Source organism: Labilibacter marinus (genome assembly GCF_001659685.2).
Classification (GTDB): Bacteria; Bacteroidota; Bacteroidia; order Bacteroidales; family Marinilabiliaceae; genus Saccharicrinis; species Saccharicrinis marinus.
Genome location: NZ_LXYE02000001.1, coordinates 371,183 through 393,555, shown reverse-complemented (window position 1 = coordinate 393,555; position 22,373 = coordinate 371,183). Strand labels below are relative to the sequence as shown.

General features: G+C 36.6%; 15 protein-coding genes. 9 read left to right on the top strand and 6 right to left on the bottom strand.

Features of this window, described 5'->3' with window-relative positions; all coding sequences use genetic code 11:
- The first annotated feature begins 9 nt into the window (after positions 1-9).
- The 6 genes from moaC to A8L32_RS01495 all read left to right on the top strand — a co-directional run bounded on the left by moaC (position 10) and on the right by A8L32_RS01495 (position 7,501).
- Positions 10-456, top strand: coding sequence for a cyclic pyranopterin monophosphate synthase MoaC (moaC, locus tag A8L32_RS01520; RefSeq protein WP_075589929.1), 447 nt, complete (start codon positions 10-12; stop codon positions 454-456).
- Positions 456-1,388, top strand: coding sequence for an MOSC domain-containing protein (locus A8L32_RS01515; protein WP_075589928.1), 933 nt, complete (start codon positions 456-458; stop codon positions 1,386-1,388). Before moaC ends, A8L32_RS01515 begins: the two co-directional genes overlap by 1 nt.
- Before the next feature lie 125 nt (positions 1,389-1,513).
- Entirely contained in the window at positions 1,514-2,326 is an 813-nt protein-coding gene (locus A8L32_RS01510; RefSeq protein ID WP_075589927.1) for a hypothetical protein, read from the top strand.
- A 71-nt stretch (positions 2,327-2,397) separates the two neighbouring features.
- On the top strand, positions 2,398-4,509 hold the full coding sequence (locus tag A8L32_RS01505) for a TonB-dependent receptor plug domain-containing protein (protein WP_075589926.1): 2,112 nt from the start codon (positions 2,398-2,400) through the stop codon (positions 4,507-4,509).
- Positions 4,510-4,925: 416 nt separating this feature from the next.
- Positions 4,926-5,672, top strand: coding sequence for a hypothetical protein (locus tag A8L32_RS01500; RefSeq protein ID WP_075589925.1), 747 nt, complete (start codon positions 4,926-4,928; stop codon positions 5,670-5,672).
- A gap of 104 nt (positions 5,673-5,776) precedes the next feature.
- Positions 5,777-7,501, top strand: coding sequence for an ABC transporter ATP-binding protein/permease (locus A8L32_RS01495; protein ID WP_075589924.1), 1,725 nt, complete (start codon positions 5,777-5,779; stop codon positions 7,499-7,501).
- A gap of 216 nt (positions 7,502-7,717) precedes the next feature.
- Here A8L32_RS01495 and A8L32_RS01490 read toward each other — a convergent pair whose 3' ends face one another.
- Both A8L32_RS01490 and A8L32_RS01485 read right to left on the bottom strand, forming a co-directional pair.
- Positions 7,718-9,733, bottom strand: coding sequence for a hypothetical protein (locus tag A8L32_RS01490; RefSeq protein WP_143524984.1), 2,016 nt, complete (start codon positions 9,731-9,733; stop codon positions 7,718-7,720).
- Between the two features lie 7 nt (positions 9,734-9,740).
- Positions 9,741-11,132 carry an OmpA family protein gene (locus tag A8L32_RS01485; RefSeq protein ID WP_075589922.1) on the bottom strand — a complete coding sequence of 464 codons (1,392 nt, stop codon included), beginning with the start codon at positions 11,130-11,132 and terminating at the stop codon, positions 9,741-9,743.
- An 865-nt stretch (positions 11,133-11,997) separates the two neighbouring features.
- Between A8L32_RS01485 and A8L32_RS01480 the strand changes: the two genes are divergently transcribed.
- Positions 11,998-12,714: a DUF6261 family protein gene (locus tag A8L32_RS01480; protein WP_075589921.1), complete on the top strand. Its 717-nt coding sequence runs from the start codon at positions 11,998-12,000 to the stop codon at positions 12,712-12,714.
- Between the two features lie 414 nt (positions 12,715-13,128).
- On the top strand, positions 13,129-13,572 hold the full coding sequence (locus tag A8L32_RS01475; protein ID WP_143524983.1) for a hypothetical protein: 444 nt from the start codon (positions 13,129-13,131) through the stop codon (positions 13,570-13,572).
- A gap of 65 nt (positions 13,573-13,637) precedes the next feature.
- Here the strand turns inward: A8L32_RS01475 and A8L32_RS01470 are convergent, their stop codons facing one another.
- Together A8L32_RS01470 and A8L32_RS01465 are read right to left on the bottom strand one after the other, a co-directional pair.
- Positions 13,638-14,978 (bottom strand): T9SS type A sorting domain-containing protein, encoded by a 1,341-nt coding sequence (locus tag A8L32_RS01470; protein WP_075589919.1) that lies wholly within the window; start codon positions 14,976-14,978, stop codon positions 13,638-13,640.
- Positions 14,979-14,999: 21 nt separating this feature from the next.
- Positions 15,000-16,214 carry a glycoside hydrolase family 117 protein gene (locus tag A8L32_RS01465; RefSeq protein ID WP_075589918.1) on the bottom strand — a complete coding sequence of 405 codons (1,215 nt, stop codon included), beginning with the start codon at positions 16,212-16,214 and terminating at the stop codon, positions 15,000-15,002.
- Between the two features lie 421 nt (positions 16,215-16,635).
- Between A8L32_RS01465 and A8L32_RS01460 the strand changes: the two genes are divergently transcribed.
- Entirely contained in the window at positions 16,636-18,009 is a 1,374-nt protein-coding gene (locus tag A8L32_RS01460) for a right-handed parallel beta-helix repeat-containing protein (protein WP_075589917.1), read from the top strand.
- Positions 18,010-18,145: 136 nt separating this feature from the next.
- Here A8L32_RS01460 and odhB read toward each other — a convergent pair whose 3' ends face one another.
- A complete protein-coding gene (odhB, locus tag A8L32_RS01455; protein WP_075589916.1) occupies positions 18,146-19,399 on the bottom strand; it encodes a 2-oxoglutarate dehydrogenase complex dihydrolipoyllysine-residue succinyltransferase in 1,254 nt (417 codons plus the stop codon).
- Between the two features lie 69 nt (positions 19,400-19,468).
- Positions 19,469-22,288: a 2-oxoglutarate dehydrogenase E1 component gene (locus tag A8L32_RS01450; RefSeq protein WP_075589915.1), complete on the bottom strand. Its 2,820-nt coding sequence runs from the start codon at positions 22,286-22,288 to the stop codon at positions 19,469-19,471.
- Positions 22,289-22,373: the final 85 nt, after the last annotated feature.

The window sequence follows — 22,373 nt, the reverse complement described above, 5'->3', positions numbered from 1 at the left end:
AAAAAGGATATGAGCAAATTATCGCATATAAATGAAAAGGGAGAAGCCAACATGGTAGACGTTTCTGCAAAACCTGATCAAACCAGAACGGCGCGAGCAACTGGTTTTATTCAGCTATCCGCAGAAACTATGAAACAAGTAAATGCCAACACGCTAAAAAAAGGAGATGTTTTGTCCACTGCCCGCATTGCTGGTATCATGGGTGCCAAGCAGACTTCAAACCTAATTCCTTTGTGCCACCCCTTACAACTTTCTAAAGTTGAGGTTGAATTTATCGTACACGAAGATGGTATTGAAGTTAAGGCCATGAGTAAATGCATTGGTAAAACAGGCGTTGAAATGGAAGCACTTACTGCAGTAAACGTAGCATTACTAACCATTTACGATATGTGTAAAGCGGTTGATAAAAATATGGTGATGCGCAGTATTAAACTCATCGAAAAAACAAAAGAATAATGAGTACTATAAAAGTTATATCTCTAAATACATCTTCTGAAAAGGGCACTATTAAACAGCCCATTCCTAAAGCAACCATCAACTTTAAAGGTATGGATGGTGATGCGCATTCAGGTCACTGGCATCGTCAAATTAGTATGTTGGCTATTGAGAGCTACCGCAAGATGGAAGCTAAAAAAGAAGGAACTAAATTAGACCTTGGTGTATTTGCTGAGAATATTACAACGGAAGGTATAGAGCTTCATAAAACTAACATATTCGACCGATTTGTGCATAAAGATGTAGTTTTAGAAGTAACTCAGATAGGTAAAAAATGTCATCAAGGTTGCGATATTATGAAGCAAATTGGTGATTGCGTTATGCCTGTAGAAGGAATCTTTTGTCAGGTAATTAAAGAGGGTGAGTTAAAGCCTGGTGATACTTTTGAATATCAGCCACGCGTAATAAAAACCTTAGTTATTACATTAAGTGACAGAGCTTTTAAAGGTATTTACGAAGATAAAAGCGGTCCTTTTGCTGAGAAAATGATGACAGGATTTTTCGAAAATACTGGAAGACATTTCACCATCGACAATAAAATATTACCCGATGATGAAGCCATGATTCAAGAAGCTCTGAAAAAAGCTAAGGACGATAAATACGATATCATTATTACTACAGGTGGTACTGGTTTAGCTAAAAGAGATATTACTCCTGATGTGGTTAAACCTATGCTCGACAAAGAAATACCTGGCATTATGGAACACATCAGAGTAAAGTATGGATCAGAAAAACCCAATGCACTTATTAGCAGAAGTATTGCAGGTGTTATGGGAAGTACTTTAGTGTATGTATTACCAGGAAGCCCCAAGGCTGTTAACGAATATCTAAACGAAATAATTCCAACCATTGAGCACTCCTTAAGAATGATTCATGGGGTAGATTTTCATTAATGGAGTGACAGTTCGCAGTTAGTATAGCAGCCAAGCATCTTAATTGCAACACCTCTATGCTACTGAGCTTGCACTATTAAACCTATGTACCGATTTTTAAAACAAACTAAATACAACAAACAATTATGAAATTAAACAACTTATTTATACGATTATTCTTTTTAGCCAGCGTGGTAACATTTGCATCTTGTACCAAAGATGATGTTAATCCTGATGTAAAGCCAACAGAAATGACTTCTGATAATAAATGGGTAGAAGACGAAATTAAAGTTGGAGATGAGTTATGGTATAAAGTAACTTGCGATGCAGGTTCAACTACGGCTTACGTAGAGTGGGCTGAATCAGCAGGACAAGGCGAAGATCGTGATTACACAGGTGATGTGAAAATTTCAGCCTTTTTAATGGATGGAATCACCCCATATATTGAAGATAAAGACAATGGTTATGGAGATAAAATAAAATCATTCCCTTTGGCTATAGGAGAAGTAAACTTTTTAATAAAAGTTACCATTGGAGGAACTGAAACGCCAGGCACTTTTGCTCTTAGAGCTAAGACTACAAGTGTAATAACTGTAGATTATGCCGATCTAGAAGTTTCTGAAACTTGGACTGAATTAACTATTAAACAAGATGAAATTTTAGGGTTTAAAGTGAAGTATGATGGTTCTAAGCACCTAGCTATCGTTTGGAAAGAAGTAGATTCACCAGATGCAGCAGGAGAATATACTGCAGACATTATGGGTTCGGTATTACATGCCGATGGTACAACTTTTTACAAAGATGTAGCTAAAGGAAAAGATTTCTTAGATAAGAATAAAAGTCATACAGGCGACGAAAAGTACATCTTAACCGAAGCTGATGACAAAAACATCAAAATACACATTAAAAATACAATACCAGGAAGCTTTGCTTTAAAGGTATACGAGTACACCGAGTAAAACTATTCCTTAAACTGAACCTGTTAGGTTTTTAAAGCCTAACAGGTTTTTTATTGCTTACCACTTCTATCATGCTTAAAAATTTATTACTTGCTTTCTTTCTAATATTTGCACTAACCGTTGGGCATGCTCAAAAGGTGCATCATATAAAAGAGGTAACCGTTGAAGCTAAAGCAAAAACGGATGCTATAGAACAGCAGAAAGAATCTACTCCGGCTAAAATTGTAATTAGTAGCAAAGAGCTAAATAATTATGGCAACCATTCCGTTGGTGATATATTAAAACGCTTACCCCGAATATTTGTACAAGGTCCTCCTTCATTTAATAGGAATATTATGATGGGTGGCTTAGATAAACAATTTCAGTCGGTATTAATCAATGGAAACAGGCCTGCAGGTGGCGAGGATTACAGAGATTTAAAACTGGATAGAATACCTGTTGAAATGGTGGAAGAAGTGGAGATTATTTACAATCCACCTGCCGAATGGGGTGCCGATGCAGCCATGGGTGTGGTTAATATCAAACTAAAAGATGCGCCCGACGAAAAATACTTCAATGCCAATATCGCGCTCGACCATACTTCAACAAAAGGCAGTTTAAATCCGGATATGTCTGTAACCTTCGGGAATTCGTACGAAAAACTATCATTTATAGCAAGTTATAGCTACAATCAGTTTAACCGCATTAACCTCAACACACTTTCTGATGGTGAAATATCAGGAACAGAACTGGATGACATCAACGTGAAAATTCATGGTTTTACGGGAAGTTTAAACTACGAATTAAACAAAAACTCTAAACTGAAATTTGAAACTTTTTACAGCGATTACAACGAAACATTGGATTTTGTAGCCGATATAAAACATCGTTCTGATGGTTCTTTAAACTTTACCTCTGACACTGCTTCTGATACTAAAATCAGAAGGCTACATACACAAACTTTAAGTTACGAAACCAAAGGCAGTGATTGGAGATGGACTAATTCCTTAAACTTTTCGCAACACTTTGATAAAAAAGATAGATGGCGTTTAACAGCTAAATCATCTGGACTTACAGAAACATTAGAGGATGAAGACCAACAGAACTCGGAATCTGTATTTCGCAGTGATTACCGAAAAATACTGAATAAGCAGACCCTAAAACTAGGTGTGAGAGCATCAGGTTTATGGCGCGATTATTCCCGGATGGTATACACAAAAATACATGGCAACATGTTTTGGGATGATATTACCGATGGCTCATACGATTTAAGTGAATATAGAGCCAGCGCATATGCAACGGATGAAATACTCCTAAATAAATGGCAAGTGGTTCCTTCTTTGCGTTTGGATTACGACACCCGCTCCTACGAAACCATTGATGATAAAGGTGATTTTACTTACACCTCTTTTAACCCATCGTTGCATACCAAATACCAACACAACGATAAACTATTTTTTAAGGCCGATGTAGCACGTCAAATATCTCGTCCACCTTTTAATGCGCAGGTTCCTATCGATAAAATAAAGCACAAAAAATCAACTATCGAAAGAGGAAATAAAGATTTACTTCCTTCGGAAGCATACACCATGGGCGCTGGCGTTGAAAAATATTTTGAGAATAACAGTTATATCACATTCCGGGGTTTTTATAGTGTGATGCGCGATGTAATTGAGAAGAAAAACGTAGGTATTGATGATAATACGGGCTATCAGGTCATTCAGTCAGTAAATGTAGACAGCGGACTGATATGGGGATTAGATGTGGATTTGCACCTGATTCTTTTATCCTATAAAAAGAATGAGCTTACCCTGAATAGTAATCTTTCGTGGTTGGGCTCAGAAGTTAGAGATGCCAGCACAAGCGAGCTGCGCAGATTAAATGAACAACCAGAATACATGACCAATTCTTCGTTAGATTACTTTAACTCAGGTTTAAAATTACAGTTTTCCTTGGGGGTTAACCATGTGGGCAATAGGTATATTGCGGGTGGAACGGATGAAGGCACTTTAATAGATGCACAAGTTTATCAGCCATACACACAATGGGATGCTCGTTTAAAATATTTCTTTAAACCTTGGGGAAGTGTATATGTAAACGCGGTTAATTTATTCAACGAAAAGATAGAGATAAAGCAAGGCGCTGTTACCGAGTCGGAAATTGTAGGGCGTAATATTAGAGTGGGATTGAGTTTTACGCTTTAATTTACAGCTTAAAAAAGAAGGAGAAAGCAGAAAGAAAAAAGGAGAAAGGAATTTACAGCTTTAGAAGCAGTACACAGTTGGCAGTAGGCAGTGATTTACAGCTTAGAAAAGAAGGCGAAAGGGAACAAGGAGAAGGGAAAACGGGATTTACAGTTCGCTAATGAAATACGCATTTAGCTGTAGGAAGTGATTTGTTGATCAGAATAGTTATTCATCTTTTCCTATTGATTATTGACATCATGTAAATCAAGCACTGTAGGTGCGAAAATATAAATAGCCCTGAGTTTTAACCCAGGAGATGAGAAATATAAATCAATCGATGCATCACCATTTTGATTACATGTACAATCATACTTTGCATCGGAAACTAGAAACACAAGTTATTTAGCAAAACACTCGATACTAAAAAAAATAAAATGATATTTTACGTAGCATTTGACGATACAGACACCATTGATTGTGGAAGAGGAACAGGTAAGTTAGCGCGATGGTTTGGCGATATTATTCCGGCGGAATGTAAACAAACGATGGTGGTGCGTCAGCAGTTATTACACTCGCCTGATGTGCCTATGACTTCGCACAACTCTTCTTTATGCTGCGTTATTGAAGCGCCTGATGAATCGTACCGCGAGCGTTTAATAAAGTTAGGTATTGCGCATATCAAAAATAACTTTTTCGAAGGTAGCGATCCAGGTTTTTGCGTGGCATCTGAAAATGACGATTTAAGCCCTTTAATTAGCTTTGGTATAAAATGTACGGGCACAAAAACCTCACAAGCCGAAGCTAAGGAAGCCGCTAAAGGCGTTCATTTGTCAGGGCATGGAGGAACCAACGATGGAATTATTGGGGCCGTTGCAGCTATTGGCCTTACCTACTATGGCGAATCTGGCCGAATAGTAGATTATGCCGACATCAGAGAGTTACCACAAATAACCAGTGCAGCTATTTTACGCGAAAGAGGAATACATATTATGTCGACAAACCGCCATGCTGAGTTTATTCCCGACGACCATAAAATAGATAACCAAAACTCATTACGTCCTCATTTATTAGGAGGGCGATTAACCGTTCCTGTTACATCAATTGCTAATGATACCTGGCAAACCATTTCTGTAAAAAAGGAATATACCTTCGATCAATTAGAAACAGCGTACACGAAATAGAAATCTATAAGACAAAAGTATAAAGACGAAAGGCTATTCTTATATTTTCTTGCAAATCAGTCTTATGTATTTATACTTTCATCTTAATCCTTAATTAAAACAATATGCAAAGTAATTCCCAACGACTATATAAGTACGTCAAAAAAGAAAGAAAGCTTATTTCACTCGGCGTATTAGCCACCCTATTAATGGGCTTGGTAGAGCTATTTACGGGTTCTATGCTCAAATTCCTGATTGATTTAATCGATAAGTTTTCTGGAACCTTTGCCGATGGAATGATAAAAAATGCCAAGCTGCCTGCAAAATTCAGCATCAAAAACCCCATCACCAACGAGAAAGTAAAAATTTTTAATGATACCTTAAAAGGTAAAGATGACATACTAGAAGGCATGCTGGTATTGTGCCTTATTTTTGTCGGTTTATATTTCCTACTATCCCTATTTAATTACCTGCGCAGAGTATTTATGAATGCCGCTACGCAAAAAATATTGCTAAATTTCAAATCCGATATTTATGATAAAGTAGTACGTCTACCCTATTTCTTTTTTCATAAAAATAAGACTGGAGACGTTGTTTCCAGAATAACCTATGATGTAAGCACGCTGAATGAAATTATTGACCTGCTGATTGAAGTGGCCAGAGCATCTATCTACTTGCTCATCTTTATACCGGTCATGTTTTACATGAGTTGGGAGCTTTCCTTATTCACTATTTTATACTTTCCATTATCACTTATTTTAATAGACCGAATTACCAAGCACATTAAAAAAGTGAGTAAAAAAATAACGGATAACGTAGGTGACTACACAGCATTTTTAGAAGAAAAGATAAACCGCATTAAGCTAGTTAAATCATACAAGAAAGAGCAAGAGGAAGTAGATACTTTTAATGGTTTGGTTGAGGAAAACTACCGCCATAACCTGAAACTTATTAAACTAAAATTTGCCTTAAACCCGGGAAGTGATTTCTTAGGAATGATTGTTCTATCTGTGATTTATGTGTTTTACAGTTATAAGCTGGCACAAGGTTCAGGTACTTTAGGTGATATTGTTTTCTTTTTATATCTGGTAAAAACAGCCTACAAACCTGTTAAAAAAGTAGCGCAAGCATGGGGGCAGCTACATGTTGCCTTAGTCAGCACCAAAAAGATTTTCAACCTGTTAGATGAAGAAGAAGAGCAGTCTACCACGACAGCAGAAAAAAACTCTCTGGAGCATGTTGAATCGCTTCAATTCAAAAACGTCAGCTTTTCATATCCCGATGATCAGCGCTCTGTTATAGAAAACATAAACTACCAGTTTTATAAAGGTGATATTGTTGGGGTAAAAGGAAAAACGGGTACAGGAAAAACAACCTTATTAAACCTTATACCTGAATTCTATTTGCCTACGCAAGGCCATATTTTATTTAATGAGCAAAACAACATATCTGCAGCTCAAAAAAGAAAGCTTTGCATCTATCTAGGAACTGACAGCCTAATGATTAATGGTAGTATCCTACAAAACATTGAATACAGCGGAACATCCATTAATCCTGATTTTAAAGAAGAATTTATCCAGTTTATCGGACTAAAAGAAACCTCTCATCTCGATTGGGTAATTGGTAAGGATGGTGTTAACCTTTCCGACGGACAAAAGCAAAAGGTAGCTTTTTTAAGAGCGTTAATTTGTCAGCCTAAAGTGTTAATATTAGATGAAGTGTTTTCTTCGCTGGACGAAGAAGATGTGCATTATATCATTGAAAAATGCAAGCAACAAGTAGATATTGCCTTTATCGTATCACGTAAAAACAAAGTGTTGGATTTTGCTAACAAAGTGATTGAATTGTAGCAATCATTCCATCAGCATATTCATCATCATTCACTAGGCCTAGGTTTTAACCTAGGTAAATATACACAAGCGCACAGTCGGCTTTAGCCTAAATATATTTGGGTTAAAACCCTGGTATACCATATCTTAATTCTCTGGGTTAAAACCCAGAGCTAGTTATACCCATCTAAACCTTCCTCGCTAGATGAAGAGTACCTGCAACAAGGCATTTTTACACTATAGCTCCATTTTAAAAACAATTAAATCACCTTTTTCCGATAATCTTGTAGCACTGATGGCTATAAAATTACCATCAATAGCGGTCAAATCGTTTAGTTTAATTCCTTGTGGCAAACTAAATTCTTTTTCTGATTTAATACTACCTGTTTCATCTATATGGACAACCTTTATTTTGTTATTAAATGTTCCTGCAATAACAAAACTATGATCTGGCAAGGCTATAATTTGTTCAACATTCCCATTTTCAGAAACACCAATAGGAGATTCCCAAAGCTTTTCTCCATCAATATTATATGCACTTGCAAAAGCTCCTGTAGGATTTAAACCAGCAAAGACTAATTTATTGTTCGTATTAATACTTACAGCGGTACATTTTATATCTTGATCCAATAATAAATCCCATTTTAAATACCCTGCTTGATTAATAGCAAAAATCCAATTGCCAGCGGCAACATAAGCAATGCCCTCCGCATCATTAGCTAAACTATAAACCTTACCCTTACCTGAGTAAGCACGCGACCATAACTTTTTACCATTGGCATTGAGTTTTACCAAATTAGGCGTAAAAGTTGATTCATTTGTTTTTTTGCTATAGCCTGCAATTAAAATATTATTGTCGGGATAAACTACAAAATCAAGTACTTCATCAATATCAATTCTTTGATTAAATATATTGTTGCCATTGGCATCAAGTTTATAAAGCCAGCCTTGGCCTTTCAAACTATCCGTTATAGCGCCCGTAATACCTGCAACGTAAATTTCGTTCTGTGCACTTATGCTAACCTTGTTTACCAAATCATCAAAACGGTTTCCTAAAAACATATTCCAAATCATTTTCCCACTAGCATCTAAGCCTAAAAGCCAAGAGTCATACATTTGGCCTTCTGCTTTGCGCGATGATGCAGCTACTACCAGCTCTCCATTTGGGCGTTTAGCAATTCCTCCGCCAAAATCATTCAATTCTTGGTTATCAAACCCTTTTATAAACTGGTAATTTTCGGATGGAAACTCCTTAAGCACCTGCTCTGCCAATACACTAGCTTTTAGATTGAAAATATCCACAAAACGACTGCCATCGGGGCATGAAGACACAAACTTATTGTAAGCCTCTAAGTTATTTTCACGCTTAGCCCACTCAAAAAGCAATTTATGTTTTATGACTTTGGCTTGTGATAGTTTTGATGAATGAGGAAAATCTACCATAAAACGCTCAATAGCTTCAAGTGTATTTTTATCGCATGCTTCTTTAAAAGCTATTCCTACCATCAGCTTCTTAACTTCTTCAACCTGCTTAGCCTCCGGATATTTTTCAATAAAATTCTGATAACTATTTAATGAGCCATCACTTATAGCATTTTTATAGGCTAAGTCATTGCGCATCTTTTTTGCTATATCAGCTTGAGCTGATTCTGGATAATCCTTTAAAAATTGATTCAATGCAGCAACAGTATTTTCATTCTCGGCTTCTCGAAACTTTATGTAGGTCAGAATATGTGAAACATTGGCATAGTATTTCGAATCAGGAAATTCATTTAAGAAACTCTTGGCATAATCGGTATTATTTTCCTCTCGTATAAACTTAATCAACTTATCTTCTATCTGTTGATGCAGCCAACTCATATTGTCACTTAAAGCTCTACTTCTTCTCGTTCTATCTAGTTTAAATACCAAATCATCTATAACAGCTATATCTCCGTCTGTAAACTGCGATTGTGTCTTATAAGCTTTATTAAAGTGTGCCAAGCCTTTAATAAAGTCTTTGTTAGAATATTTATCGTAGGAGTAAACCATGGCAAGTCCTAAATGAGCCATGGCCGATTCAGGTTCTTTTAATAATACCTTATCTAAACTTTCTTTAGCCTTATCAAGTTCATTATCAATATCGGCGCTTGTACGCGCTTCCATGCCTTTGAATAAATTACTAGTAATTACTCTTTTAGGATTCTGAGCTAAACTAATAGTTGATATTAGCAATGATAGGACGAGTATATTTATTTTTTTTGAATTCATCATTAAGCGCTTATTTTTTTAGTACTAAAAATTCGACACGACGATTATTTGATCGTCCAGCTTCGGTTTTATTGGTATCTAAAAACCTAGATTCTCCATACCCCACACCTTTAATTCTTTGAGCCTCGACACCCTTACTAACAAGATACTTAACTACAGATTGTGCGCGTTGTTGACTTAAATTTTGATTTAACTTATCAGAACCCACATCATCAGTATGACCACTAATTTCAATCAAACTAACTGTTCCTTCTTTTAAAAAATCAACTACTTTATCAAGCTCTTCAAAAGAAGTGGGTAAAAGCGTACTCTTAGCAGTTTCGAAGAAAATATTATTTAAAATTAGCGCTCCTCCTTCTTCAATATTTCTCAATCCTTCGGTAAAAGCATCCTTAGGCAGTACAGGCTCTTTAAAAATAACAGTACCCTCCGAGTGGCAATTGTTTTTATCACTTACATAGTACGTATATGAACCTGCTTTTAGGTGCTCAATTTTTCGTGCATTTTTTGTTCCGTTACTCCATTCAATATTATAAGGAGCTTCTCCTCCTGTTATTCCTATGCTGATGATACCATCATCTTTTATTTTATCTACATGACCCGTAAAAGGATTTTGACCTCCTGTATAAGCGGAATCAATAAGCGTGGTTTTTAAATCTTTAGGAACGCATGCACACATATTACAATCAACTAGCGGACGCATATCAAAATCGTCGAAAAAGTAATATGCATATGATTTGCCTTTTTTATTTTTAGTATCACGACCAGTAACTACATAGTTTGTATGGTCGTAATTATTAAAGTTACCCACAACAAAGCACTGCTCACCTCCTTTTGCCGTATATACTTGACAGAATTGCACCCATTCTTCTGTATTGTCTAAAAACAAACCTTCTTTGTTCGTTAAATCGGCCGTTAATTGTAAAAAGGAATTGTTATCATTAAGTATTTTTGCGGTTGTAAAATGCATGCTCAACTGGTCAACAGCAAATTTACTTCCCGATGCTAATTTGTACCAGAATGAAATGCAATACTTTTGACCAGCAACCATAGAGCCGTCTAAGGTACCTTGAATGTATTCTCTGAAATTGCGATTACTACCACTTAAAATGGCTCCTACGTAACCTTTACCCGATTTAGCCTTGCTGTATCCTGCAAAATTATCGGGCACTTTTACTTCGCCCAAACCACACTCATTAAAATAATCGGGAGTAGTAGCCGTTGGATAGGTCCAGTTAGGTATTAATATATGCGACCTATTCATATTAGTGTAACCTTGAGGACATTCTTCATACACCTCAAAACTAGGGTTAAGTACCATATTCTGAACTTGCGCAGATGATTGGAACCAGGTGAAAATAATACTTAATGCTATAAGATACTTTAGGTAGAGTTTCCTCATTATTAAATGGAATTATGTTGTGTTGAATATATTTAAATAGGTTCGTTTAATGTTAAGATTACAGCAAGAACTGCCATAAACCAGTGTAAACGGATCATCTGTAAACGAATTTATTTATGTAAAGTTACATTTCAGTTATATAATATCATTACAAAATTTTTAGCTGGATATACCTATAATTGTCCATAAATCATTCCATCAGCATACTCATCATCATTTACTAGCCCTAGGTTTTAACCTAGGTAAATTTATACAAGCGCATAGTCGGCTTTAGCCTATATATTGGGGTTAAAACCCAGGTGTACGAAATCTTAATTCTCTGGGTTAAAACCCATAGCTAGTTATTTAAACCTGTTCAACTCCCCTATTTGCTTAACTCCTGTGGGCAGGACGTCATTTTTTCCAGGAAAAGGCTTGATGCCCGCGGCAGGAACCTTTCCTTTCATTCCCAAAGCTTCTCGCCGCTGGCAGGAAGCTTTTCTGTCGTTCCCATACTGCAATGCCCAGGGCACGAAGCTTTCTTGGCACTCCGAAACATTCCTGCCGTGGGCACGAAGCTTTGCAAGTCGTGTTTTTAGTCGCTGCCCTAGACAGCGCGTCTTAGTTGGTGAAAAATTGCACGCCTATCATGTGTTTAATCTGAATTTTGTTAACGATTTATATGGTCTCTTGATATAAAAATTATAATTTAAAGTATTGATAACGTTGAATAACAGAATATACCATAGCTTATTGCCTATAAAGCAAGAAGCCGTGATATTAAACAATAACTATGAAGTGTTGCGTTTTTAAATGTTTAACCTCTTAACTCAACTGATTAATGTAAATAGACTTTAACCAATTGAGTTCTTAAAATTTAATGATTATGGAACAAAATCCTAGCTTTTCGAAGTACAGAAATTCGGAACGCCTACAATTTTTTGAAGATGCAGGAAGTACCTGTAAAAAAGTAGATATTGCCGCTTTAAAGCTGCAAACTCAAGTTGATGCTCTGGTGCAAGCTACGCTTAATTTAAGTAATAACTTTAAAAACGAGCTGGCAAGCGCATTTACATCAAGTTTAACAGAATTAGACACCGATAGAGATACAGATATTCGACTTGTAAAAAACATTGCTGATGCCTACACAAGACATTTCGACGATGCTAAGTCGGAAGCTGCTCGTCTAATTTTAAGAAGTATTGACAAGTATGGTAAAAAAATATATAGATTAAATTACCAGGCACAAACTTCAGTATTAACTAATTTAGGTAATGATTTAAAACAACCTGAAGCTGCAGCAGCTATCGAATTACTTGGCTTAAGCGATGTGTGCGATCATATGATTAGTACCAACAAGCAGTTTAATACCCAGTATTTAAATCGTCTGGATGAAAAAGCGGACGATGATGATGTAAAAACTGTTGAGTTAATTAAAGAGGCCACTATTAAATGGGATGAATTAGTCACATTTATAGATGCCAATATGGTGCTTAACCCGTCGGAAGCACTAACCTCCCTGGTGAATAAACTCAACGAGTTAATTGAAGCATATAACAATACGGTTGCTATGCGTTATAGTAAAACACAAAGCAATAATTAATATTTAGCAACACTTCATAGTTTAATGGTGGCTGTCTCAAATGAGATGGCCTCTTTTGTTTTAAAGCTTGAAGTTCCCCTTAACATATTTAGACGCACTATAGTTGGTCAGATGAGATGTATTGTGCACCTTTGGATTTACCAAAAGGAGAAATAAAAGTGCACAACACGCACTAAAGCCCCCTTATTCAATACCGTTGGCACCAATGGCAGGGCAACTTGGCTATCCGAAGATTGTGATAGAAATAATATCTTGATTCATATTGACAGTTAGCAATAAATTAAATGGATATTTAATATGGAGAAGAAGTAAATGGAATTTGAAGTTTTATATAATTTGGATTTTGACCCATTTCGGTGGCATGTCCTTTTGATTCCAATGTGTTTGATTTTTCTTAGTGTTAATGCGATTAAATTGATTAAACGATACGGTTTTAATCATCCAATGCAGACTTTGGGATTCTTTCCGAATCTAAACTTTACAATGATAGGAAAGTTCTTCGCTTTCATTATTGCCTTTTTCGGTTTTATCATCTTAATAGTTATGCTTGTTCAGATTCCGATAGAATTGATTGAGCGGAGAAAAGTTAAAGAGATAATTAAAAATAATTATTATAAAACGATTGAGGGTAGAATTGAAAGCTTTTCTCCTGCCTACAATCGAGACCAACCTAATGAAAGTTTTGAGATTTCTGGAGTAAAGTTTTCCTATTCTGAGTTTGATGATATATATGGATATTCAAAGACTTCCATCCATGGAGGAATAATAGATTCAACTGGTCAGTATTTAAGAATCAGTTATTATTTTATGGATGGTCAAAACATAATTTGTAAAATTGAAGGAAATAAAATCCACTAGTCCTAACAAAAAAAAGCCTGAAACTAATTAAAGTCTCAGGCTACCCTTATTCCCAAATCATATTTCTATGACTTTACAAAAACTTGTGTTGCCCTTATGCTGCCCTCTAAATTCACAATATATACTCCTGGTGACAAAAAACTAACATCTACTCTATAGGTAGTATCGTTGTTTTTTACCGACTGATTGTATAAAACAGAACCAGACATAGATAGTATTTGAAGATAATTAAAATCATCAGATAACTCTCTTTCTACATACAAAGTATTCTCTACAGGATTAGGGAATACACGTAAGCTATTTTTCTTGGTTTCTTTTACATGCGTATCCACAACTGGTTTATATACCCTAATCCAGTCTACCTTCATTTTATTTTTAGCATCATTTAATAAATCAGCATCGCTAGGTGTTCGGCCTGCTTCCACATGCCAATCCTGCGATTCAACATTAATAATAATGTCCTGCTCCTTGGTAAATCCATTACCGCCTTGGTAATTATAAGGGTCGATAACGCTTACCTGCGAAACATTACTAGCTGCCTTTAATGATTCAAACGAATAAGTGGAACTTGTTGAATGCTGATTGGCTTTTTGGTATCCACCTTCAAAATCTAATTGACCATCAGTCATGCTTGGATAGGTATAATACCAGGTATCGCCCACTTTAGTGGCAAATGCCTTATCATATAAAACCCTTTGCAATTCTCCGTCAACAAAGTATTCAAAATGGAACGGACTAATCCAGTTTACTCCTACTCTAACATATTTACGATCGCCGTCGTTCCAACAATATTCGCCCCAACTATTTACACCTGACCTTTTCCACCAACTATTTTTATCGCGTGGTTGATAATCCGTAAACGGATTACGAATAAAGGAGTGGTGACTTAAATGAATAAACTCAGCAAAATAAGCATTGCCATGGTCTGCCCCTCCATAACATTCTATAATATCTATTTCCTGCGTATCATCCGGACTCAACAGCCAAACATCAGACGCTAAAACAATATCTGCAACACTAATGCTTGCCTCAACAAATACAGGATATAAAACACGATTGGTAGAAGTAATACAACCCGCATTAACACCTGGTACTCCCATTTTACTGATACTCGGATTGCGAGATGCATTAATCACCAAATCGTTACCATCAACAGCTACATGATTATATTGCCAATAGGTAGTTCCTGGACCATCCCACCCATTGTGGTAAAAATTAGTCCATTTATCTCCGAATGTGGTTAATGCGTTTGTTGCTTCAAAACTATAGTTGAAATCATCCGATGGGTCTTCCTGTATCTCCCACTTATATCCGTCTCCTGCTTCAGCTGGAACTGGAAAATCTTTCCAGTCCTGAGCCAAAACAACATTGCTTATGAATAAACCAGCAATTATTAATCTCCTCATCACAATTTCCTTCAAAAGTGTTTATTCTTTTCCTTCTTCACCAGGTGCCACATGGCTTGTTTTACGGTGCGATTTAAAACCACGAATATATTGCCAATCATAGCTTACATACTCATGCGTTAGTCCCATACGTAAAATCTCTGTTGGTTCCTTTTCGGTATCTGCCGAACGATTTAAACCAATAGCATGTGGAGCTCCAGGAATGGAAGACATAATATTAAAGTTGATTCCATCTTTCGACCATTGTATCGTATTCTTTTCTGGTCCGTCTGTAGTAATTAATGAAGCAATACCTCCATTATAAGGCCACACGCAAATTTCGTGTCCACTGTTACTGATAGGATTGTATTTTGACTTCACATATGGTCCTTGAGGATTATCGGCAATAGCCACACCATGACGAATTTGACGACCCCCAAAAGTGATTTCTTCACCCATTTGCTCACCTTTATAATACAAATAAAATTTACCATTGTAAGGAATAATACATGGATCGTGTACTTTATGACTATCAAAATCACCCTTTTTCTCTACCATAAAACGGTTGTCTTTATCACCTTTCCAAACACCATTATCGGCAGGACTTAAGATAGGCTCTTTGCTTTTAGTCCATGGTCCATCAGGAGAATCGGACCAAGCTAAACCTACTTGATTTTTTACACGCACATTATATGGCGATTTTACGGTTTGATAACACAAGTAGTATTTTCCTTCGTGTTTCATAATTTCTACCGTAAACACAGAACGGTCGTCATACGCCCCTTTTTCACCTCTGGTTACTGCAGGTCCTTGCTCATCCCAGGTAATTCCATCCTCCGAAGTAGCATACCAAATATCACATCTATCCCAAGGAAAAACCTTTTCGTTTTCAATATCTCCAGCAAAACCATCTACTTTACCAGTACTTCTGGAATACCATGTATAAAATTTACCGTTCTCTTTAATGATAGCACTTGGATCTCTTCTTACGACACCCTCTTCGTAAGCGAAGTCACCTTTTAAGTCGAATACTTCAAACTCAATAAACCACTCATTACCGTGCTTAGGCCATTTTAATGCACGCTTAGATGCTGCACTTAAATATTCTGGATTAGTAATTCCTAAATGATCAATTTCTTCTGTTGTTGGTTTTGTTTCTGTTTGATCTGAACAACATGATTCGCTCTTTTTTTGATTACATGCTACAAACGAAATCAAAACTAAAGCAAGTCCTAATGTAGATTTAATACCCTTCATCATATACTTATTAATAGATTAACATTTACTTTTTCTCAACAACAAATATATTTATAGATATAGGTATAATAGCGTTGTAAAATCCTATGAATAACGGGGTATATGAAAACGAAAGAGGTATTTGATAACCAAATGAGTGGTAAAAGATAACTATACAAACCCTAATTTATAATAGACAAGCACTCAGCTGCATCATGTTTAAGGTGTGGGTTTGCTATAATATTTCGAATCATAACCCTGCACTTCGTACAGGGCTTTTCATATTTAATCCTTTCAGGATTTTTGCATTAAACCCGCAATAAACATAGAAAATCAATACTATTTTACTAATGTGATACTTTATCAACTATTGATTCGTTTTTGTAATTGAAGTTTTCGCAAAGTTTTATATTAATTTCAGCACTTCAATCATTTTCATATTATGAATAACACAACCAACTTTCTACTGATTTTCATTCTGCTTATTGCAAGTTGTAAAAAAGAAAACTCCTACAACACCTATAAAGATGTTGATAAAGAAAACCTAGACGACAATGGTCTCCCCATAATGGACTTTGAAGTAGCAGTACCTGTTATCGAAAACAAAGCATCATACACAATCGACCTAGAACATTGGGATATCCCGAACAACTATTCTGATGCTGCAAAAACTACAGCCAATCTGCAGGCAGCAATTGACTGGGCACATGACGAAGCCTATACACAAGTAATACTTCCGCCAGGTGAATACCTTGTGGGCGAAGAGATAAACGACATTTATCAAGGTGGAATAGAAATTTACGGTAATACGGAATTTATATTTAGCGATGGTGCTATTATTGGTATCGAAACCAACAACAAATGGAACTATTGCGTTTTAAGCTTAAAAGGCGATAACATAATTATACGAGATGGTAGCATAGTAGGCGATAGAGATACGCATATTTATTCGCCCCGAGAAAGCGATGAAGGTACCGCACATGATGAAGGCCATGGCATTTGCATGAACAACAACAGTAATGTTTTGGTAGATAACATGAAAATTCGCGATTTAACAGGCGATGGCTCTTTGGTGCTAGAATCGGAAGATATTACTTTTACAAACAATACTATTTACAACAACCGTCGTCAAGGCATTTCAGTTGTAGGAGGTGTACGTGTGCACGTAAAAGATAACGAGATACATCATATTAATGGTACTGCGCCCCAATTCGGAATTGATATTGAAGGCGCTGGTCGTATCGATAAGGACATTCTGATTGAGCACAATAATTTCCATCACAATGCAGGCGGCGACATTGTAAATGCTTCTGGAAAAAACGTATATATTTTAGATAATACCATGGAACAAGGTGCCGAAAGTAAATATGTAGATGGGCCAATTGTTAGTTGGCATAAAACACATAATATTATTGCTCGAAATACTATTACAATGGTAGATGGTTCTGCAAACGGACGTTTAGGATACATTCAGTATTCGAGTGGTGGAGATAAAGGACATAATCGTGCAACTTATGTACACGATAATGTAATGAATAGTTGCGGAATGTATATGTACAATAGTTCAGGTGCAGATGTTCGCAAAAATAAATGCTTAGGTTATTTCATTGCCTTTTCAGATTTCTCGAACCTTATATTAATGGATAACCTAGTTACCTATTCTGAAGACCATCCTAATCTTAGATATTGTTGGTCGTACCGTTTTAAAAATGCTACAGGTGTTGCAAGTGGCAATTACTTGGAAGATAATTTAGAAGATATTCCTTTATTAGAAAGCAAACCTTATACACTTCAATGTGTGCTGGATGGATGGTGATAAATAATAACAGTTGCAATATAAAATTGAAGATATAATGAACAACCTCGGGGCAAGCCTCGAGGTATTAAACCTTTTGGCACCAGTAAAGCAGCTTGTATCGTTTAGGAATAAACATACAAGCTGCTTGTTTTTTTTATAAATCCAGTACTAACTTCTGTAGTTCATCTCCACCACTTAACATCAACTCAGGATTTTCAAGCATCTTTTTAAGGGTTACCAAAAAGCCCACAGAGTCTTTCCCATCAATGATACGATGATCATAGGATAAAGCGGTGTACATAATAGGGCGAATCTCCACCTTACCGTTTACAGCCATTGGGCGCTCTACGATATTATGCATACCCAAAATAGCCGATTGTGGAGGATTAATTAAAGGCGTAGATAACATAGAACCAAAAACACCTCCATTGGTCACGGTGAAAGTTCCACCTGTCATCTCATCTAAACTAATTTTACCTGCTCTGGCTTTTACCGCTAATTGCTTTAAGGTATCTTCAATCTGCGCTAAACTCATGGACTCGGTATTTCTAATAACCGGAACCATCAATCCTTTGGGTGTTTGAACGGCAACAGAAACATCTACATAATTAGGTGTTACTATTTCATCACCATCAATCATTGAGTTAACCATGGCATGCTTTTGCATAGCTAAAGCTGATGCTTTAATAAAGAACGACATAAAGCCCAATTTAACCCCATGCTTTTCTACAAAAAGGTTTTGGTACTTTTTACGCATGGCCATAATATTAGTCATGTCAACCTCGTTAAAAGTAGTCAGCATAGCTGTTTCTTGCTTTACAGCAACCAAACGCGCACTTAGCTTTTTACGCAGAGAAGTCATCTTTTGTCTGTTCTGCTCCCTCTCCTTAGGCTGAGCCGAAAGACCAGCAGGCACACCAGCACTTGCTGCAACATTTTCTCCTGCTTCTTTAATAGCTCCAATCTCCTTTTTCGAAATACGATGAAGACCATTGATTACGTCCTCAACCGTCCATCCTTCTTCTTCCATTAAGTTTTGCGCCACAGGCGTTACCTTAACTTTAGATAATTCTTCAGAAACAGCTTTCTTTTCGCTTGGTTTAACTTCCTCCTTTGTTTCGCTTACTTCTGCGCTTGGAGCAGCAGGTGTTTCAACAGGTTCCGCAGGAGCCACCGATGTATCAATGGTACAAGCAATTTCGCCAACCGCTACCGCTTGTTCAGCTTCTACTAATATTTTTATCTTTCCTGCTTTGTCCGCATTTAAGGTAAGCGTAGCTTTATCCGATTCTATTTCTGCTAACTCCTGATCTTTGTTAACAACATCGCCATCATTAACCAACCAACTAGCAATTTCTACTTCCGTTATAGATTCTCCTGGCGAAGGAACTTTTATTTCGATGATCATAGTTTAATCTTTTTGCAATATCTGTTTATTCGGAATACTTTTAAAACACTATTCTTCTAATGAAGATAACTAAATAGAAAATCTTGACTCTTCAGAAAAATATCTGTGCTGATTTAATATTTCCTTTCTGTCTTTTCCTTCAACACATTGTAATCCACAATACTTATTTTTCAGGTCACAATGACATTTCTTAAATATCTTATCTACAATTTCCTTTTGTCCAACCATATGCAAACCATTTAATCCTGTTGCAGGACTACCACTGGCTAAACGTGCCACAGGAATAAGCTTAACTGTTTTAAACATACCCCTGATGTACTTCCAAGCACCCATATTTTCAGGTTCTTCTTGTACCCAAAGATGTAGGATGGCATTTTTATATTTAGCTACAATGCCATTTAACTGCTTTTCGGGGAATGGATGCATTTGCTCAATTCTAACCAAAGCAATATCCGTTGCATCTAATTCCTCCTTACGGGCCAATAAGTCAAAATATATTTTTCCGGTGCAGAATACGACTCTTCTAACTTTATCCGTATCCACATTATTATCATCAATCACCTCTTGGAATTTACCGGTTGCCAACTCATCCATTTTTGATACACATTTAGGATGCCTTAGCAAACTCTTAGGTGTAAACACAATCAATGGCAAGCGAATATCTCGTTTTACCTGTCTGCGTAATACATGAAAAAAGTTAGCAGGTGTAGTACAATTAACCACCTGCATATTATTATTGGCAGCCAAAGACAAAAAGCGCTCAATACGTGCACTCGAATGCTCAGGCCCCTGTCCTTCGAAACCATGCGGTAGGTATAAAACCAAGCCATTCATCAAACCCCACTTTTCCTCTGCCGAACTAATATACTGGTCGATAATTACCTGAGCTACATTATAAAAATCACCAAATTGCGCTTCCCAAATGGTTAATCCATTAGGCGTAGCTAAGGCATATCCATAATCAAAACCCATTACTCCGTATTCCGATAAATGCGAATTATAAACGTTAAAACGAGCTTGTTCTTCTGATAAATTCTTTAACGGAAAATATAACTGCTCTGAGTCTTGGATAGTTAATCCAGCATGTCTGTGTGCAAAGGTTCCTCTCACACAATCCTGACCACTTAACCTGACTTGATGACCTTCAGTAACTAAAGTAGCATAAGCCAATTGTTCTCCCATGGCCCAATCCAAACGATCGTTCTCAATCATCTTTTTACGATCGCTCATGATTTTATGAACCTTTTTAAAGAATGGCAAATCCTTAGGCAGGTCGGTTAACTTTTCTCCTAATTCAAGTAAAGTTTTATTCTCTACTCCGGTTTCAGTTGACTCAATAAAATCACTTGGCTCTGAATATCTAAATCCTTTCCAGTAATCTTCCAGAAAACGTTGAATGACTACTTTATCTATATTCTTAGAATCATCTAATTGTTTATCTAAATAAACATCAAATCCATTTTGGAGGGCACTTAACTCCTCCTGCTTATATACCTTATCCTCTAATAACTTTTGTCCATACACATCTCTTACATTAGGATGTTTAGCGATGGCCTTATATAAAGTTGGTTGTGTAAATCTGGGTTCATCACCTTCGTTATGGCCGTATTTACGATAAGCTAATACATCTATGAATACATCGGCATTAAAGGTCTGGCGGAACTCAACAGCCAATTCTAAGGCATAAACCATTGCCTCAGCATCATCTCCATTTACATGAAAAACAGGACTACGCGTTACCTTACCCACATCGGTACAATAAGTACTCGAACGGGCATCTAAATAATTAGTGGTAAAACCCACTTGGTTATTCACTACAATATGAATAGTACCTCCTGTTTTATATCCTTTCAGCTGACTCATTTGAATCACCTCGTATACTACACCTTGCCCAGCAATGGCAGCATCTCCATGAATTAAAACAGGAATGGCCTTATTATAATCTTCTTCGTATTTATTGTTGATGATAGAACGTGTGAGACCTTCAATAATTGGTCCTACCGTTTCGAGATGTGATGGATTTGGTGCTAAATTAACACGTACTTTGTTTCCATCATCAGTTAAAATATCGTTTTGATAACCCAAGTGATACTTTACATCACCCAGCGAAATACCTTCAGCATATTCATCACCCACAAATTCCTTAAAAATATTTTCATAAGGCTTTTTCAGGATATTGGCCAGCACATTTAATCGTCCACGGTGCGCCATACCAATCATCACCTCTTTAACACCCATTTCGGCACCCTTGCGAATTAAAGCATGTAAGCCTGGAATAATCACCTCACTACCTTCTAAGGAGAAACGCTTTTGTCCAACAAATTTTTTATGGATAAAACCCTCGAAGCCGGCCGCAACGTTTAGTTGATCGTAGATTACCTTTTTCTTTGCCTCCGAAAAAGAAGGCGTATTACATACCGATTCCATCCTTTTCTTCATCCACTCAACCACTTCTGGATGGCGGATATACAAGTACTCTACACCGATGGATTCGCAATATGTCTTTTGCAGGTGAGCTATAATGTCCTTTAGCTTTGCCTTACCCATACCTAATTTAGCACCTGCTTCAAACTCAGTTTCTAAATCGGCCTTTTCTAAACCAAAATTTTCTATATCCAAAGTAGGATAATACTGACGGCGCGAACGAACTGGATTGGTATGCGTAAAAAGATGTCCCCTTTGCCTATACCCATGAATAAGGTTGGCTACATTAAATTCTTTACTCACTAATCCTCCTGTTGAGGTCTCGTAATTTTTACGAGCGAAGTCAAACCCTTTAAAAAACAATCTGAAGCTTTCATCAACAGATTCGGGATCATTTAAATAATTTTGGTAAAGCTCTTCTATTGCTTCTATGTCACTATTACCAACAAATGAAAATTCTTCCATGGACTTATATATGATAAACCGCTATGTGCGCCAATTAATTTCTGATTATAAAATGCAATATATGTATTTTAAGTATTCATGATTC

Excerpts from the sequence above, each read along its gene's own strand:
- odhB (WP_075589916.1), bottom strand. The coding sequence starts at position 19,399 with ATGATCATCGAAATAAAAGTTCCTTCGCCAGGAGAATCTATAACGGAA.
- A8L32_RS01505 (WP_075589926.1), top strand. The coding sequence starts at position 2,398 with ATGCTTAAAAATTTATTACTTGCTTTCTTTCTAATATTTGCACTAACC.
- A8L32_RS01490 (WP_143524984.1), bottom strand. The coding sequence starts at position 9,733 with ATGATGAATTCAAAAAAAATAAATATACTCGTCCTATCATTGCTAATA.
- A8L32_RS01465 (WP_075589918.1), bottom strand. The coding sequence starts at position 16,214 with ATGAAGGGTATTAAATCTACATTAGGACTTGCTTTAGTTTTGATTTCG.
- A8L32_RS01450 (WP_075589915.1), bottom strand. The coding sequence starts at position 22,288 with ATGGAAGAATTTTCATTTGTTGGTAATAGTGACATAGAAGCAATAGAA.
- A8L32_RS01515 (WP_075589928.1), top strand. The coding sequence starts at position 456 with ATGAGTACTATAAAAGTTATATCTCTAAATACATCTTCTGAAAAGGGC.
- A8L32_RS01500 (WP_075589925.1), top strand. The coding sequence starts at position 4,926 with ATGATATTTTACGTAGCATTTGACGATACAGACACCATTGATTGTGGA.
- A8L32_RS01510 (WP_075589927.1), top strand. The coding sequence starts at position 1,514 with ATGAAATTAAACAACTTATTTATACGATTATTCTTTTTAGCCAGCGTG.
- A8L32_RS01480 (WP_075589921.1), top strand. The coding sequence starts at position 11,998 with ATGGAACAAAATCCTAGCTTTTCGAAGTACAGAAATTCGGAACGCCTA.
- A8L32_RS01470 (WP_075589919.1), bottom strand. The coding sequence starts at position 14,978 with ATGAGGAGATTAATAATTGCTGGTTTATTCATAAGCAATGTTGTTTTG.
- A8L32_RS01460 (WP_075589917.1), top strand. The coding sequence starts at position 16,636 with ATGAATAACACAACCAACTTTCTACTGATTTTCATTCTGCTTATTGCA.
- A8L32_RS01485 (WP_075589922.1), bottom strand. The coding sequence starts at position 11,132 with ATGAGGAAACTCTACCTAAAGTATCTTATAGCATTAAGTATTATTTTC.
- A8L32_RS01495 (WP_075589924.1), top strand. The coding sequence starts at position 5,777 with ATGCAAAGTAATTCCCAACGACTATATAAGTACGTCAAAAAAGAAAGA.
- moaC (WP_075589929.1), top strand. The coding sequence starts at position 10 with ATGAGCAAATTATCGCATATAAATGAAAAGGGAGAAGCCAACATGGTA.